At 48.7% G+C, this 14,385-nt stretch carries 14 protein-coding genes; all 14 read right to left on the reverse strand.

What is annotated here, in order from left to right; all coding sequences use genetic code 11:
- Nucleotides 1-771: 771 nt before the first annotated feature.
- Nucleotides 772-1,554 (reverse strand): sorbitol-6-phosphate dehydrogenase, encoded by a 783-nt coding sequence (srlD, locus tag N6H06_RS19065; RefSeq protein ID WP_263707717.1) that lies wholly within the window; start codon nucleotides 1,552-1,554, stop codon nucleotides 772-774.
- 19 nt (nucleotides 1,555-1,573) lie between these two features.
- A complete protein-coding gene (locus N6H06_RS19070; protein WP_263707718.1) occupies nucleotides 1,574-1,933 on the reverse strand; it encodes a PTS glucitol/sorbitol transporter subunit IIA in 360 nt (119 codons plus the stop codon).
- 98 nt (nucleotides 1,934-2,031) lie between these two features.
- A complete protein-coding gene (gene srlE, locus N6H06_RS19075; protein ID WP_263707719.1) occupies nucleotides 2,032-3,033 on the reverse strand; it encodes a PTS glucitol/sorbitol transporter subunit IIB in 1,002 nt (333 codons plus the stop codon).
- Nucleotides 3,026-3,595: a PTS glucitol/sorbitol transporter subunit IIC gene (gene srlA, locus N6H06_RS19080; RefSeq protein WP_062750127.1), complete on the reverse strand. Its 570-nt coding sequence runs from the start codon at nucleotides 3,593-3,595 to the stop codon at nucleotides 3,026-3,028. The genes srlE and srlA overlap by 8 nt, the downstream gene beginning before the upstream one ends.
- Nucleotides 3,595-4,044 carry a transcriptional regulator GutM gene (locus N6H06_RS19085; protein ID WP_263707720.1) on the reverse strand — a complete coding sequence of 150 codons (450 nt, stop codon included), beginning with the start codon at nucleotides 4,042-4,044 and terminating at the stop codon, nucleotides 3,595-3,597. The genes srlA and N6H06_RS19085 overlap by 1 nt, the downstream gene beginning before the upstream one ends.
- Nucleotides 4,044-5,030: a sugar-binding transcriptional regulator gene (locus tag N6H06_RS19090; protein ID WP_263707721.1), complete on the reverse strand. Its 987-nt coding sequence runs from the start codon at nucleotides 5,028-5,030 to the stop codon at nucleotides 4,044-4,046. Before N6H06_RS19090 ends, N6H06_RS19085 begins: the two co-directional genes overlap by 1 nt.
- Nucleotides 5,031-5,374: 344 nt before the next feature.
- Complete coding sequence (locus tag N6H06_RS19095; RefSeq protein ID WP_263707722.1) at nucleotides 5,375-6,856, reverse strand: tagaturonate reductase; 1,482 nt, start codon at nucleotides 6,854-6,856, stop codon at nucleotides 5,375-5,377.
- 13 nt (nucleotides 6,857-6,869) lie between these two features.
- Nucleotides 6,870-8,366: a UxaA family hydrolase gene (locus tag N6H06_RS19100; RefSeq protein ID WP_263707723.1), complete on the reverse strand. Its 1,497-nt coding sequence runs from the start codon at nucleotides 8,364-8,366 to the stop codon at nucleotides 6,870-6,872.
- Between the two features lie 3 nt (nucleotides 8,367-8,369).
- On the reverse strand, nucleotides 8,370-9,656 hold the full coding sequence (locus N6H06_RS19105) for a Gfo/Idh/MocA family protein (protein ID WP_263707724.1): 1,287 nt from the start codon (nucleotides 9,654-9,656) through the stop codon (nucleotides 8,370-8,372).
- The gene (locus N6H06_RS19110) at nucleotides 9,613-10,320 is read right to left on the reverse strand and encodes a YesL family protein (RefSeq protein WP_263707725.1); all 708 of its coding nucleotides are present in this window, start codon (nucleotides 10,318-10,320) and stop codon (nucleotides 9,613-9,615) included. Before N6H06_RS19110 ends, N6H06_RS19105 begins: the two co-directional genes overlap by 44 nt.
- The gene (locus N6H06_RS19115; RefSeq protein WP_062750134.1) at nucleotides 10,295-10,789 is read right to left on the reverse strand and encodes a hypothetical protein; all 495 of its coding nucleotides are present in this window, start codon (nucleotides 10,787-10,789) and stop codon (nucleotides 10,295-10,297) included. The genes N6H06_RS19110 and N6H06_RS19115 overlap by 26 nt, the downstream gene beginning before the upstream one ends.
- Nucleotides 10,786-11,898, reverse strand: coding sequence for a glycoside hydrolase family 88/105 protein (locus N6H06_RS19120; protein WP_263707726.1), 1,113 nt, complete (start codon nucleotides 11,896-11,898; stop codon nucleotides 10,786-10,788). Before N6H06_RS19120 ends, N6H06_RS19115 begins: the two co-directional genes overlap by 4 nt.
- On the reverse strand, nucleotides 11,895-13,466 hold the full coding sequence (locus N6H06_RS19125; protein WP_263707727.1) for a glycoside hydrolase family 43 protein: 1,572 nt from the start codon (nucleotides 13,464-13,466) through the stop codon (nucleotides 11,895-11,897). Before N6H06_RS19125 ends, N6H06_RS19120 begins: the two co-directional genes overlap by 4 nt.
- Entirely contained in the window at nucleotides 13,453-14,385 is a 933-nt protein-coding gene (locus tag N6H06_RS19130; RefSeq protein ID WP_263707728.1) for a dienelactone hydrolase family protein, read from the reverse strand. The genes N6H06_RS19125 and N6H06_RS19130 overlap by 14 nt, the downstream gene beginning before the upstream one ends.

The raw sequence follows: 14,385 nt of genomic DNA on the forward strand, positions 1-14,385 counted from the left end.
TTGCCAACCCACAGCTGTGTTTTCAGTCAATGACTGTTGATCGGCTTTCTATTGGCTGTGTAGCTCAAAAACGCGCCAGCTAGAAAAAACAGCCTTAAACAGGCATACGTATTCTAGTAATCGCAAAACCGTCATTCAGTCTTTTGACCTACAGCTATTTTTTAAGTATCGCAAATAAAAATGAAAGGGTTTTTCTATTAAGGTAGGCTGGTTTAAAAGGGTTTATATGAATCTATTTTCAATTTAATTGGCCTCTGGAAACACGTCAAGAGTTCTGAATAATGATACAACTATGTACCTGTGTATTTTGATCTCATAGGTTTAAATTCCATTTACATCCAATTAACAGAACTAAACGACTAGACACTTAGATATTCATATTTACCATCATTTATTTCTTGTTCTATTAATAGGCCTCAAATCTACCTCTTATATCTATGGACTTTTTTCTTGTCAAGTGCAAAAAATAAATGTTTTTACTTTGGTAATTAACAAACTTTAACCGATTGAAGGAACCAGGTTTTTTCTCCTTCATATTATCCATTGTTTCCCATTCATTATTGAAATGTACGAAAATTTTATCATCAAATGATAAAGATTTTCAGTTAAGAAGGGCCCATTTTTTCCATTTTATAGGAATGAACTATAAAAATGGATGGAAGCGCTTTATCCTATGAGGGAGGCGAATGGAAGGTTTTTATCGGCTTGTAAAGGAAGATCCCCCTCCTTATTTGGCAACTAGCCGAAGCAAAAAGGGGGATTCTATATTACTTAAAACATCACTTGCCCGCCGGTAACGTTGATCGATTGACCAGTCATATAGGCGGCTTTGTCTGAACTATAGAAAACGACAGCATTGGCAACATCTTCATACGTGCAGCCCCGTCTTAAGGGCACTTTGTCGATGTAGACTTGTTCGACTTCGCTTTCTTTGATGCCAAGTTTTTTCGCATAGGAAGGGATTAAACTTTGGAACATCGGCGAAGACAGGAGATTTCCTGGCATAATCGCATTGACGCGGATGTTGTGCTCTGCCAAATCCAACGCTAGACTTTGTGTGAGGCCGACGCCGCCGAATTTGGAAGCGGAGTAGGCAACGTTATGTTTGCTTCCGACTTTTCCTGACTTTGAATTGATTTGAATGATGTTGCCGCTGTTTTGTTTGATCATGATTTTGCTTGCTTCTCTGGCACAGTAAAAATAACCTGTCAAATTGACGTCTAGTGCCATTTGCCAATCTTTTGTAGGAAAATGATCAATTTTGGCGCTGCGAGCCACGCCTGCGTTGTAGACGAGCAAATCAAGAGATCCGAACGTGTTGACCGTTGTATCCATGACATAGGCAACATCGTCTTCTACCGTCGCGTCAAAGCCGATGCCCAGTGTTCTGCTTCCCGTTTGATTGGCAATCTCTTCGGCGACGGCTTCCGCCCTGCTCCCTTGCAGATCAGCGATAACGACATAATAGCCTTCTCGCGCTAACCGCCAGCTAATATGTTCTCCTAAATTTTGGCCGCCCCCGGCGACAACAGCGGTTTTTTTTGTTTCTGCCATGATATCTCCACTCCTTTATTTATCTAGAAATTATAATGGTGTCCCCTTCTTTTAGTGGGGGTAGCGGCTTTGCTTCGAGTGACAAAGTCCCTGGCAATTCCGCTTCCCCCGCTCCATCGGCTTTTATCGTTATATGCCCGAGGGAGCGTAAATTTTTTTCAACAGCACTGCCAACGGCTGTAACCTCAAACGCTTGTCCAGCTAAAATCGCCGTATCGCCTGGTTGGATCTTGTCTATTAATTGGTTTTCCTGATGAAGGACACAATACTCAGCTAACTCTTCTGGCGCATTGTCTTTAAACAAAATCAATATATTCTCTGCCAAAAAATCGCAAGCAAGAGCGCCTAACTTTGTCACAGTTGTTTTATAAATCATCATAAATTTCCACCTTTTCACTTTACTTTCTCTTTTGCAAAAATAGTGATTGCTGGTTATGCAAGTTTTAGCTGTCTCTCACTCCTTCGTGGGACTATCCGTTATCCATCGTACATGCCGAAACTGGCTAGCCAAGCAACAAAGACAGTCGGCGGGCCGGTTAAAAACCGCCCATACAATACAGCAGGAACACCGACTTCGACCGTTTCAGGCTCTGCCTCAGCTAAGCCAAGCCCTACAGGGACAAAGTCCGCAGCCGCTTGGGCATTAATCGCAAATAGCGCAGGCAGCGCAAACTGAGGCGGGATGTTGCCTCTGCCAATTTCGACGCCGATTAGCGTGCCGATCACTTGGGCAATAACCGCTCCTGGGCCGAGAAAAGGAGACAATAACGGAAAAGACACAATCGCTGATAAGATTAACAGTCCCCAAACGGTGCCGCCAAGTGGCTTTAAGACATTGGCGATGACATCGCCTACGCCAGAAGCTAAAATTAAGCCAATTAAGAGCGACACAAACGCCATAAACGGCAAGATTGTCTTTAAGACGGTATCAATCGCTTCACGGCCAGCTTGGTAAAACACATTGACGATGCCGCCCATCATTTTGCCAATCTTCGCCATTAAGTTGTCGTTTTGCTCGGTTATTTTTTTGCTTGTGTCATAGGTTGCTTGTTTTGTAGCGGCACTTTCTTCGGTTGCTATGCTTTGTTCTTGTTGATGTCCCTCTTTGTCGACGATCGTCAAATGGCTCGGTTTCACACCAGATACATAAATATCGGGGACGATGAATTTGGCCATTGGCCCGCTTTGGCCAGTCGGCATAATATTGATTGTCGGAATTCGTTTTTTTGGATATAAACCAGCACGGAGCGTCCCGCCACAGTCAATCACAACTGCTGCGATTTGTTCTTCTGGCACAGAAGTTGTAAACCCATTGACAAGTTCAGCCCCGCTAAGTTCCGACAACTTTGCTGCCACATCGGAAACAGGCCCGCCTGTAATGTTGACGATCTTATTTTTTTCAGGTGTTGGCGTAATCTCAAGCGGCCCTCCAAATCCGCCTGTCCCTTTTACGACTCGAACGGTTTTGAAATCAGCCATTGCGAACACCTCCTAACGATTCGCTCATAGACGTTTTCAACTTCACTTTCTGCTGCTTTTCTACATACGCGACCATCCAATCGGTCACAAGCCCCCGGAACATATTCATGACGACACCGACGAGAAAATACCGTAGCGCGAGCTCGGCGGTGGAGTGGCCTAATTGTGTAATCCCAGCAGCAACGCCAAGAAAAACAAATAGTTCGGCAGGGTTGACATGGGGGAACAACCCGTTCATCGAGTGGCAAGAATAGCTGGCCGATGCATAATAGCCAGGCTTGTATCGTTCTGGTAAAAACCGCCCCAAAGATAACGTCATCGGATTGAGGAAGAAAAAAGTGCCAATAACGGGCAGGACCAAATACCGGGTAAAGATGTTTTTTGCGGACTTCATCGCCAATTTTTCAATTCGTTCTTGCCCGACAAATTGGACGACCGCATTCATTGCAACAAGCAGCATAATTAAAAGCGGGACGATATCACCGACTAATCCAACAAATGTGGATGCTCCTTCTGCAAATAAACCGATAAAGCCTTCGGCCATTTTTACGAGCCAATCCATTAGCTACTCACCTCACGCTTTCTTGTAATTACCGTCAAAAGTTGGCTAAGCGGGGCTTTCGGCGGTTTTACTTCCCCGCCTGCCTTAACGACGCGATAGACATGTTTTGCGTCCGCCAACGCTTTTCTCGTAAAGGGGTCCAATCGCCTTTCTACCCCTTGGTCGATGTAAAACAACGGCTGCCCTTTTAATGCTGGCAACTCTTTAAACCTGGCGAAAATCGTCATTCCTTGCATCCGCTCAGCACGAATAATATTCGCTTTACGGTCTACTAACAACAGCAAAATCACGCCAGTGCGAATGATTCCTTTTGAGCGGCCAATCGCCACTTGGCCTTCTTGCCGAAAGGAGCGATAGCGGTTGTTAAAATGCTTGATTTGCCAAAAAACGAGTACACTTTGCAAAAGGAAACCGACTCCAAGACAGACAATTGCTAACAAAATCGCCATTACGGATTCTCCTTCCACTTAATAAGTTCGACCGCTGTTTCTTCATCTGTGATCAAGTGGGAAATGTAGCCTCCCTGCAAACCGCCTATGATCGAAGGTACTTTTTCTTTCGACTCGGCGATCGCCACTGTAGCCCGGTTTTCCTTTAAACGATCTAGCTCGACCGCAATCGTCCGCTCTCTTATAGGCGTTTGCACTTCTTTGCCATCAATCGTGTAAAAACGGGAAAGAATATCGCCAATCGCTTGTTTTTTCGCAAGCAGCTGCTGTTCAGCTTCGCCAATAAAACCGCTCCAAACCAAATTGGATGAACGGACGTGGGCACCAATGCCAATGACAGCAACGGTCATTTCTTCCCATAACTGTAAGACGTCTTGCAAGTATGCCGATTCGCGAATGTCTTTTTGCGCGTCGGCTGATGTCACAATAGCCGCAGCATCGATATACTGTGCTTTGCCTTTAAAGGCACGGGCAACATTGTAGACGATCGTATTGATATGATGCTTGACGTGCATCTTGCCAGGACCGCCAACGATCGGCACAAAAACGGTGTCACGTTTTCGAAAAGAACCGATCGTTTCGGCCATCGTTCCAAGGGTGTCTCCCCATGCAAGGCCGATGACATCGCCATCAACGAGGAGGCTGTCGAGCAAATTCGCTCCTGATTCCCCTAATGCTTTCAGGCGCTCTTCTCTGCTCGCGTGACGGTCTACCGGGACAATCACAGCCTCGCGAATGCCGAACATACGGGCCAACTTTGCTTCCAAATCAACGCGAAGACGCTGTGTGCTGGCAATTTTTATTTGCACAATTCCTGCCTCCCGTGCTTTTTGCAGCATTCTTGTCACCGTTGTCCGGTAAAGGCCTAGCCGTTTAGCAATTTCATTTTGCGTAAGCGCTTCCTCATAGTACATTTTTGCGACAATGACTAATTGGCGTTCCTCTTGCCACTTCATGCCTGTTTGTTCACCTTCTTTCGTTTGCACATATGTGCAACACCCGCTCATATGTGGTTGATAGATCGAATATAACCGCTTTCATTTCTTTATGCAATTCGATTTGGCAAATGGAATAAAATTCAAATTCGATTTGCACATTTGTGTTCTTTTTTAGTAAGTAAGCGCAAAAAAAAGAAGGCGCGGTCGCCTTCTTGAGGTTGTCGACAAAGTCGATAACCGCCCTCAGACTGATAGAAAACGCTTGTCAGACGAGGAGTGCAGCCGAGGGAAGATGCGAATAGAACGGGGGTTCATGAGCATATGACTGAGGCAAACGACGAAGTATGCGAGCGTTTGTCTACAGTCTGAAGAAGGCGCGGTCGCCTTCTTTTTCATCCCTCTATCACATCTAGCGGATTGCCATTTAGCAAACCATCTGCATAATCAGCAACCTTCTCGCTATAGCGGCTTAAATCACGGCCCCAAAGGTTGTCTGCTTGCAGCAACGTGGAAACCGTTTCTGTTACTGTCGCTTCCCCTGCGTCATACTGGCCCCATGTTGTTTCCAATAAGGCGAGCGCCGTTTCGTTTTCGCGGATTTGATAGGTTCTGCCTTGCCAGTTTCCTTTTAGAAACGCGCCATCTCTTTCGTGTGGCTTCATGTAGACAAGCAACGCTGCGAGGCTCGCCAACAACTGGTTCGGCTCGTTGTCCTGCTGTTCATGGGCCTCTAATGCTGGCAGCAGCCGTGTCTTAAATTTGTAGATCGCGTTTAAGCCAATATCGGTCAGCTTGTGTGCCAAAAATGGGTTTTCAAACCGTTCAATCACGCTAGCGGCATAGGCTTGCTTTTCTTCCTCTGGCGCATGGACGACGGGGATCAGTTCTTGTGCGAGCCCTTGTTCAATAAAGCGCCGCAAGCGGGGAGAGTGAAGGGCGCCTTTGACCGTGTCTTCTCCTGCTAAAAAGCTGAGCGCGAACATCATCGTGTGCAATCCGTTTAAGAGCCTTACTTTTAGCTCTCGATGCAACGCCACAGGTTCCCATTTGACATGGAGCCCTGCTTGCTCGAACGGCAAACGCTCCTCTAGCGGGCGCTCTGGTTCGATCACAAACAAATGGTACGGTTCAGCGACTGTCAACAGCCGGTCTTCGTAGCCGAGCCTGTTTGCCCACGTTTCTTCTTCGCCATGGGGAAAGCCTGTTACAATTCGATCGACGAGCGTGTTGCAAAAGACATTCGCTTTCCTTAGCCATTGCCCAAATTCAATCGGCAAATCCCAGTCTTCGGCGATCGTTTTAACAATGTCTTTTAACACAGCGCCATTGTCTTCGATTAACTCACAAGGCACGAGTGTGATCCCTGCCTCAAGAGCGCCCTCGAACGCTAAAAAGCGCTCGTATAAAAAGGCAGTCACCTTGCCTGGGAAAGACAGTGGCGCTTTGTCCTCTTCATATCGTTCCTGTTGATAGACGAGGCCTGCTTCTGTCGTATTGGAAAACAACCATTTTACATCAGGAGAGCGCGCTAATTTTTTGACCTCTTCCCAGTCATTGTAAGGGTTAATGCCTCGGGCAATCGCTTGGACCACTTCGGCTTCATCGATGACTTTGCCGTCGAATTTGCCTCGTAAAATCACGGTGTACAGGCCATCCTGTGCTTGAAGGACAGGGACGATTTTGCCGTGTGGCGTCGGCTGTATCGCTGCGACGCGGCCATCATAGAGCCCCTGTTGGTGAAGCTGATGGACCATCCAATCAATGAAACCGCGCATGAAGTTGCCTTCCCCGATTTGAACGATTGTTTCCTTGCCTGCCGGCGTCTCTTGGCCAATCAGCTTTTTCGTCAATTGCTTTGTTTCCGTTCGATCCATGCTGTCACTCCTTTTATAAAATGACGCCATCTTTGAACAGGGCGATTTCTTTAAAGCCATTCCGTTCATTGTGAGTCGTCTTTTCCCCTGAGGCAATTTGCAGCACATAGGCAAATAGTTCGTCTGCTAGTTTGCCAAGCTCTTTTCCGTCAAGGAGTGTGCCTGCATTAAAGTCAATCCAGTTTTTCTTTCGTTCATATAAAGGCGTATTCGTCGATAGCTTGACAGTTGGAACAGGGCCGCCAAATGGTGTGCCCCGTCCTGTTGTAAACAACACGATATGGGCCCCTGAAGCAGCAAGGGCTGTGACAGATACAAGGTCATTCCCTGGCCCTTCCACGAGTGTCAGCCCTTGTTTTTTCATTCTGCCTCCGTAAGGGACGACATCGGCTACTGGCGCAAAGCCGCCTTTTTGCACACAGCCGAGTGACTTCTCTTCCAACGTAGTAATGCCGCCTTTTTTATTGCCTGGGGAAGGGTTTTCATAAACAGGCTGGCCATGGCGGATAAAATAGTCTTTGAAGCCATTGACCATATCGACAATGCCATTAAAAACCGTTTCATCTACGGCTCGTTCCATCAAAATCGTTTCTGCGCCAAACATTTCAGGCACTTCTGTCAGCACCGTTGACCCGCCTTGGGCAATGAGCCGATCGGAAAATGCGCCGACAAGTGGATTGGCTGTAATCCCTGAAAAACCGTCAGAGCCTCCACATTTTAAGCCAACTTTTAATCTGGACGCTGGCACGTCTGTCCGTACATCGTTTTTCGCGACAGCGGCCATTTCGGACACTAGTTGAAGAGCTTCCTCTAGTTCGTCTTCTACTTCTTGCACGGCGAGAAACTTGACGCGTTCGCTGTCGTAAGGACCAACGGCCTCTTTAAACACGTCAATGTAGTTGTTTTCGCAACCAAGGCCAAGCACAAGGACACCTGCTGCATTAGGATGGTGGACTAAGCTGCTCAGAATTGCTTGCGTGCTTTTTAAATCGTCGCCTAGCTGAGAACAGCCAAAAGGATGTGGATAATGGTAGACGCCATCAATATTGGCAAAATGCTCTTGTTGGGCGAGGCGGGCAATGAGCTCAGCCGTTTTATTAATGCAGCCGACCGTATTTAAAATCCAAATTTCATTGCGTATGCCGACATCGCCGTTTTTGCGGACGTACCCTTTAAACGTAAAAGCGGGCGTCCCTTTGTCTGTGTCTGCCGTCGCCGCGCTTTGGCTTTGCTTGTATTCATACGCCAGCTTGCCGTCTAGCCCCGTCTTTAAGTTGTGTGTATGGACCCACTCCCCTGTAGCAATCGTCTGTTTGGCAATGCCAATCGGAAAGCCGTATTTTAACACTGGTTCTCCTTCGCGAATGTTGCGGAGGGCCACTTTGTGGCCACGTTCGACTGGCTCTGCTAGCTCGAGCTGCTGTTGGCCCACGCTAATGACATCGCCTTTAGCTGCCTCTTTTAACACGATGAGGACATCGTCTTTTGGGTGGATCTTCAAGCCGTCCACAGCCTATACCTCCTCTTTATTGGCGAGCAACGTTTCAATTCGAATCGGAGCGCCCTGTTTCGCCGACTTCCACACCGCTTCCCCGACAGCGACCGAGAGCGCCCCTGCTTCTGCCCCGGCGAGGACGTCGAATGGCCGTGTAGGATCTTCGCCTAAAAACAAATCTTCTTGGATCACCGGGTCGCCGCCGCCATGGCCGCCCTCTTTTTGGACGACATGGATCGTTTCTTTCGCTCCGAATAGCGGAAATAATTCAATCGTTTGTTCTGGCACAGGAAATGGCGTCCGCGACGGCGCATGGTATTCCTGCGTCTCAATTCGCCCGTTTGTGCCATTGATCGCCAGGCGGTAGCCTTCATACGGAAGCGAGAAGTTGATCGAATAGCTGAGCAATGCACCGCCATCGTAGCGGACATTAGCAACATACGTATCTTCAATGTCAATTTCTTCGTCAAACACACAGGCGTCGGGACGATAGCCTGTGTACGCGCCAAGGTCCTGCCCTGCCATTAAATGGTCGTCTTTTATTTGCGTCGATTGGCTGCGGCCAAACCAGCGCCTGTAATACGAACAATTTTGCTGATCGCTGCACGTCCCGCAATGGCGGCCATTTTCCCGCCGTGGGTTTAATTCGCTGTTTGCCCCGTAATAGTGCAGGTCGCCAAAGGCAAACACGTCTTGGGGGCGCTGGCTAATCCACCAATTAACGAGGTCAAAATGGTGCGTCGACTTATGGACAGACAAACCGCCAGAAAAAGCGCGGTTTCGGTTCCAGCGTTTAAAGTAACTCGATCCGTGGTACGTATCGATATACCAATTTAAGTCAATCGACGTTATACGGCCAATTCGCCCTGATTGGATTAATTCCTTAATTTTGATGTGGTACGGGTTGTAACGATAGTTAAACGCGACAGTGACCTTTCCTTTGCTCGCCTTTTCCGCTTCGAGGACACGCCTCGCATCTTCGCTTGTTGTCACCATCGGCTTCTCGCTAATTATGTTGAGCCCTAACGCCAAGCCGCGTAAAATGTAATCCACATGTGTATCGTCGCGGCTTGCGACAACGGCCATCGTCGCGTTCGTTTCCTTGACCATTTGTTCAAATTGGTCTGGCCGGTAAAACGTGGCATTGGCAAGTGTAGGATACGTTTGCAAACAAACCTCATACCGTTTCGGGTCAATATCAAGCAAAGCGACAATCTCATTGTCCTGGTGAAAACGAGCAATAAGCGGTTCTACAAACATCTTAAGCGCCCTGTTGCTCAGGCCGCAAATCACGACTCTTTCCATTAGACACTCCTTCTGGCTCCTTTTCTAATGAAGCCTTTTGCTGAGAAAGCTGTAACCGTTTCATCGAGCGGAAAATCCGCTCGGCTCCCCAAGAAATCACATAAACGACACTTGCTGCGCCAAAAAACAAAATCAAACCTGGCATCGACATAAACAAAAATTGCAGGCCGTACAAGGAGGCGCCTAACAAAATCAAATGCAAGGGATGGCCGCAACTAATGAGCAGTGCAGCGCGGACACGGTTCAAGCCTTTTAAATCAAAACCGACATACGTAGGAAAATAGAGCAGCAGCATGCTGCCGTACAGCACCGACACAATCAGCAATAAGCCGCGAACGACCATCATCGCGAGCCCAGGGCCAGCAAACAACGTGAAATTCCAATACAGGAGAAAACCGACAAGGAACAAAGCAAGCGCTGCGCCGTTGGCGCGCCAAAATTCCTGTTTGTACGTTTGCCAAAACGTTTTGAACACAGGCACCTCTTCCCACTTGCCGTTCACCCATCCCCGGGTGACGGCAAACAAAGCGACCGTCGCTGGAGCCGCGCCGAACAAGCCAAGCCCGAGCACCGTAAAACCGAGCCAGAGAGCGTTTCCATAAGCCAGTTTGGAAATAAATACAGATACACGGTAAAAGCTACCCCACATTCCCGTTAACTCCACGTTGTTCTCCCTCCTGCCATTTTTCGACTTGCTTTTTTGCCTCTGCTTGCTTATTGCTATAAACAGGCAGGACAAGGACGGCTTCATGGTCGAGGGCGAAGCTTGTGGCAAGCACGCTGTCAACAGACACTGCGACTGTCGACTCTTCTCCCTTTAATTGGACAGGAACGCCGTCCATTCCTTCTAATGAAACGAGCCCTTCTGGATCGATTGCCTCTGTTAGGCTGCCATCCACGAGCAAAATGTCAGCTTCGTGGCCTGCCAACTCAACGACAAGCCGTTCTAATACGGTTGGAAACACCGTAAGCTTTGCTTCGTCTTCATTGACAAGTTCAAGCAACTGGTCTTGCTGTTGATAGAGCTCGTCAGAGAAGGCCATCACATGAAGGCGGTCATCGTCTCCTTGTTTGCCGCATCCTGCTAACGCGATCAAAACGATGACAGCAAAGCAAACAAACCGCCGGTTCATCGGTGCTTCCGTCCTTTTTCGATTTCCGTACAAGCGAGTGCAAATGCGCCGATGCCATGCAAGTCATTGGCGCTCGTCGGCCGGCTAATGTAATCGTCGTAACGGCCGATCGATGTGCCGATGCAAATCATTTTTAAAACAAGCGTGCCGTCTTCTTCCGTCTCAACCGCATAGTCCAACAAGCCTGAAAGCCCTTTTTCAGCATGGAAAAACGCGTCTTCACCAAGCAACCCTAGGCGGTAGCCTTTTGCCAATGCATAGACAAACAGGCTCGTGCATGAGCTTTCTAGCCAGTTATCAGGCTGGTTGCCTTTGTCAACGACTTGATACCAGAGCCCTGTTTGTTCGTCTTGGTAAGCGAGGAGGCGGGCCATTAAAGACTGGAACGCGCTTTCTAACATAGGGCGTTTCATATGATTCTCGCCAAGCAAGTCAATTAGATCGGCAAGCGCCATCGCATACCAGCCAAGAGCACGGCCCCAAACTTCCTCTGTCTTGCCTGTTTCTTTGTCGCAGACAGCTACTTGTTTGCTTGCGTCCCAAGCATGGACATACAGACCTGTCGCTTCGTCTTTCGTATGGGTGCGCATCAGCTCTTCTTGCCTCAGGACAAGGTCAATCAATTCAGGCTCATTAAATTGTTGCCCGTATTGGACTGCAAATGGGCCAGCCATATAAAGGCCGTCAAGCCACATTTGGTTCGGGTATTTGTCCTTATGCCAAAAGCCGCCAAAGCGGTTGCGGTTTAACGTATGGAGCAAGCCTCGGAGTTTGCGGGCCGCTTCTTGATAGCGATACTCACCTGTACGCCTAAACAGCGGCAAAAGCAAAAGTCCAGCTTGAATCGCGTCTAACTCATCGCGGCGAAACAGGAAGTTGCCGTCTTCATCAATTAAGGCATCGACGTAGTCTTTCACATACTGAAAGTAGGCTTCGTTGTGATCCAGTTCCCAAATCCGGTGCACGCCGCATAAAAACACGCCTTGATGGTAATGCCAGCGGTTGGCTGGCGGCATTTCAACCGGCTCGTACTTGCTCATAATCGCCTCACACGCCTTTTTTCCCCACTCTAACGGCTGTTGGCTCCGCACTTTCGCGAATGAGGTCATGTCGATTCCCCCTTGTATTCAAACCAATCAAATGTGGCTGTCGTTGTGCTGTTTTGTCCGTTGCTTGTCGCAAACATGCCAATATAAGTGCCGACAAAGCCTCCTGCTCGATCTGTGCTCAATAGCCTGCCATCTTGCTTATTAGCAACCATGCGCCACTTGCCACCTGGCACACGGTATGAAAACGAAAGTTCTTGCAAATCGGCGTCAACTTGCCATTCAATCGCTGTTGCCGGAATCGGCGCCGTGCTTTTACCCACCACTGTTTCCACCCCATCCTCTACTTTTACGAGCCGTATAAACAACTGCCCACTATGTATAAGTTCAAAGCGGTAATGGTTTTTCTGGCTGTAAAATAAAGCAAGTCCAGCAGCCTCGCCGCTTTGCTTAGGATCGAATTCCATAAAAGCGCGGACAGTAAACGATCGATGTTGCTGGCGGCGCCCGATAAAACTCGGATTTGCCTCGTCAGAAAGCGTTTCCGGGCGCACGTTTAACTGTAAATACCCTTTCCTCTCTTCAAGGGAGTAAAACGGCGTCCGCGGCGTGCGGATCATATTCCATTGAAAGCCTAGCTTGCGAGCGTTAAAATCATCCCGGACCGGCAAGGGTTCCACCTTTTGCCGCGGCAAAGACGGGCCTGGCATCTCGCCTTCGATTTTCCCTGTCTCAGGACAAACAACAGGCCAATCGTCCTCCCAGCGCATAGGCGCTAAAAACGTCTCACGCCCCATATTGCGGTACATGCCCCCATATGGACGGGAACCTAAACAGACAAGCCACCATTCATCGTCTTGTGTTTGGATGATATCGGCGTGGCCTACATTCGTAATCGGGTAGTCCTGGCCGAGATGGCGGTGCGTCAGCACGGGGTTGCGCCGATTCGCCTCATAAGGGCCGGCAATCTCCCGGCTTCGCGCTACTGTCACCGCATGGGTGAATCCAGTCCCCCCTTCGGCAATAAACAAGTAATAGTAGCCGTCTTTTTTATAAAGATGGGGTGCTTCCTGGGCATGGGCTATTTTTAGCGCACCATCCCAAATCCCAGTCGGTTCGCCAAGCAGGCGGCCTGTAATGGGATCGATTTCCTGGAGCCAAATTTCCATATGCTTGGCGTGTGTTTGCCCTGTAGAGGGGACACGATTGCCTGTATAATAAACGCGGCCATCCTCATCAAAAAACAACGATGGGTCAATCCCAGGCGCCCCCTTTATCCAGACGGGGTCTGACCAAGGCCCAGCGGGGTCTGTTGCGGTCACAAAGAAATTGCGTCTTGCGCCGTGTTGGCTCTCCACAAATGTGGTAATCATATAAAACAGGCCGTTATGGTAACGAATCGTCGGCGCATAAATGCCCCGTGAATTCGGGGTGCCATCAAGATTGAGCTGCTCTGGACGATCTAACACATGGCCAATCTGCTTCCAATTGACAAGATCTTTTGAATGAAAAATCGGCACACCAGGAAAATATTCGAATGTAGACGTAACTAAATAATAGTCTTCGTTTACCCTGCAAATCGACGGGTCAGGATAAAACCCTGGAATGATCGGATTGTTAAACGGTTCCATGTTGTTGTTGCTCCTTTCCCAATTCGTTCAAAAGCCACGGGATCGCTTTTGTTCCGTTCACTTGATGGCCTCCGGCAAAAAAATCGGCTTTTCCCCATTTGCTTTCATGCAATGCTTGCTTTACCGATTCAGACGGGAAGAGATGATCGTCGCTGCCGCTTTCAATAAACAGTGCCCTCGGCTTAATCAGCTCAAGCAATTGTGGCGTTTCGCCGATCGTGAGCAAGCCAGGAATGTAGTTGTCTAGGCAATGGCGTGAAGCTAAAATGCTGTCGCGCATCAGACTCGCGAAACCGCTTAGTACGGTTGCTTTGATCCGCTCATCTGTTGCTGCCAACAACAGCCCAATCAAGGCCCCGCCTGAAAAACCGATACAGCCAACGTTGCCACGGCGCGTTTCGCCTATCCAATCAAGCAAACGGACGCATTCAAACACGCGCAGGCCAGCAAGTGTTTTGCCGTAAAGAAGCAAGTGAGAGGCAAGGGAAAAACAACTGTTCTGCTCCGATTGGTCTTGCTTCCGTTTACGGGCGCCAAAGCCGGCAAGCTCAGGCAACACAACGACGGCCCCTTGCTCAACAAGCTTTAAGGCAAAGGCGTTATGGCTCGAATCTTCCTGCAACGCTTCCACTGCGCCTGCGCCGTGGCCATGCAATGCGAGTACAACCGTCTCCTTGTTGCCGTCAACAGGCTCGAATAAACGGAACGGCAGTTTTAGTTCTGCCGTTGTTGGAAGCACGTAAGCGCTCTCCGTAAACGAGCGGTGTTGCCGCTTATAAAGGCAAGTCGCCTCAAGCATTGTCGCTTTCGGGAAATCGCCAATCGCTTCGCGTAAAGCTGCCAAACGCTCGTCTTTACAAGTGATGCTGCCAACCTGTTGCCGGTAGAGCCCTTGCAAATAATCATCGATTTCTGCCAT

This window comes from Shouchella tritolerans, from assembly GCF_025770735.1.
Classification (GTDB): Bacteria; Bacillota; Bacilli; order Bacillales; family Bacillaceae_D; genus Shouchella; species Shouchella tritolerans.

What these genes read in the sequence shown, in the direction of transcription:
- srlD (WP_263707717.1), bottom strand. Translation starts at nt 1,554, where the DNA reads ATGGCAGAAACAAAAAAAACCGCTGTTGTCGCCGGGGGCGGCCAAAAT.
- N6H06_RS19130 (WP_263707728.1), bottom strand. Translation starts at nt 14,385, where the DNA reads ATGGCAGAAATCGATGATTATTTGCAAGGGCTCTACCGGCAACAGGTT.
- N6H06_RS19125 (WP_263707727.1), bottom strand. Translation starts at nt 13,466, where the DNA reads ATGGAACCGTTTAACAATCCGATCATTCCAGGGTTTTATCCTGACCCG.
- srlE (WP_263707719.1), bottom strand. Translation starts at nt 3,033, where the DNA reads ATGGCTGATTTCAAAACCGTTCGAGTCGTAAAAGGGACAGGCGGATTT.
- N6H06_RS19085 (WP_263707720.1), bottom strand. Translation starts at nt 4,044, where the DNA reads ATGGCGATTTTGTTAGCAATTGTCTGTCTTGGAGTCGGTTTCCTTTTG.
- N6H06_RS19070 (WP_263707718.1), bottom strand. Translation starts at nt 1,933, where the DNA reads ATGATGATTTATAAAACAACTGTGACAAAGTTAGGCGCTCTTGCTTGC.
- N6H06_RS19115 (WP_062750134.1), bottom strand. Translation starts at nt 10,789, where the DNA reads ATGAACCGGCGGTTTGTTTGCTTTGCTGTCATCGTTTTGATCGCGTTA.
- N6H06_RS19105 (WP_263707724.1), bottom strand. Translation starts at nt 9,656, where the DNA reads ATGGAAAGAGTCGTGATTTGCGGCCTGAGCAACAGGGCGCTTAAGATG.
- N6H06_RS19095 (WP_263707722.1), bottom strand. Translation starts at nt 6,856, where the DNA reads ATGGATCGAACGGAAACAAAGCAATTGACGAAAAAGCTGATTGGCCAA.
- N6H06_RS19120 (WP_263707726.1), bottom strand. Translation starts at nt 11,898, where the DNA reads ATGACCTCATTCGCGAAAGTGCGGAGCCAACAGCCGTTAGAGTGGGGA.
- srlA (WP_062750127.1), bottom strand. Translation starts at nt 3,595, where the DNA reads ATGGATTGGCTCGTAAAAATGGCCGAAGGCTTTATCGGTTTATTTGCA.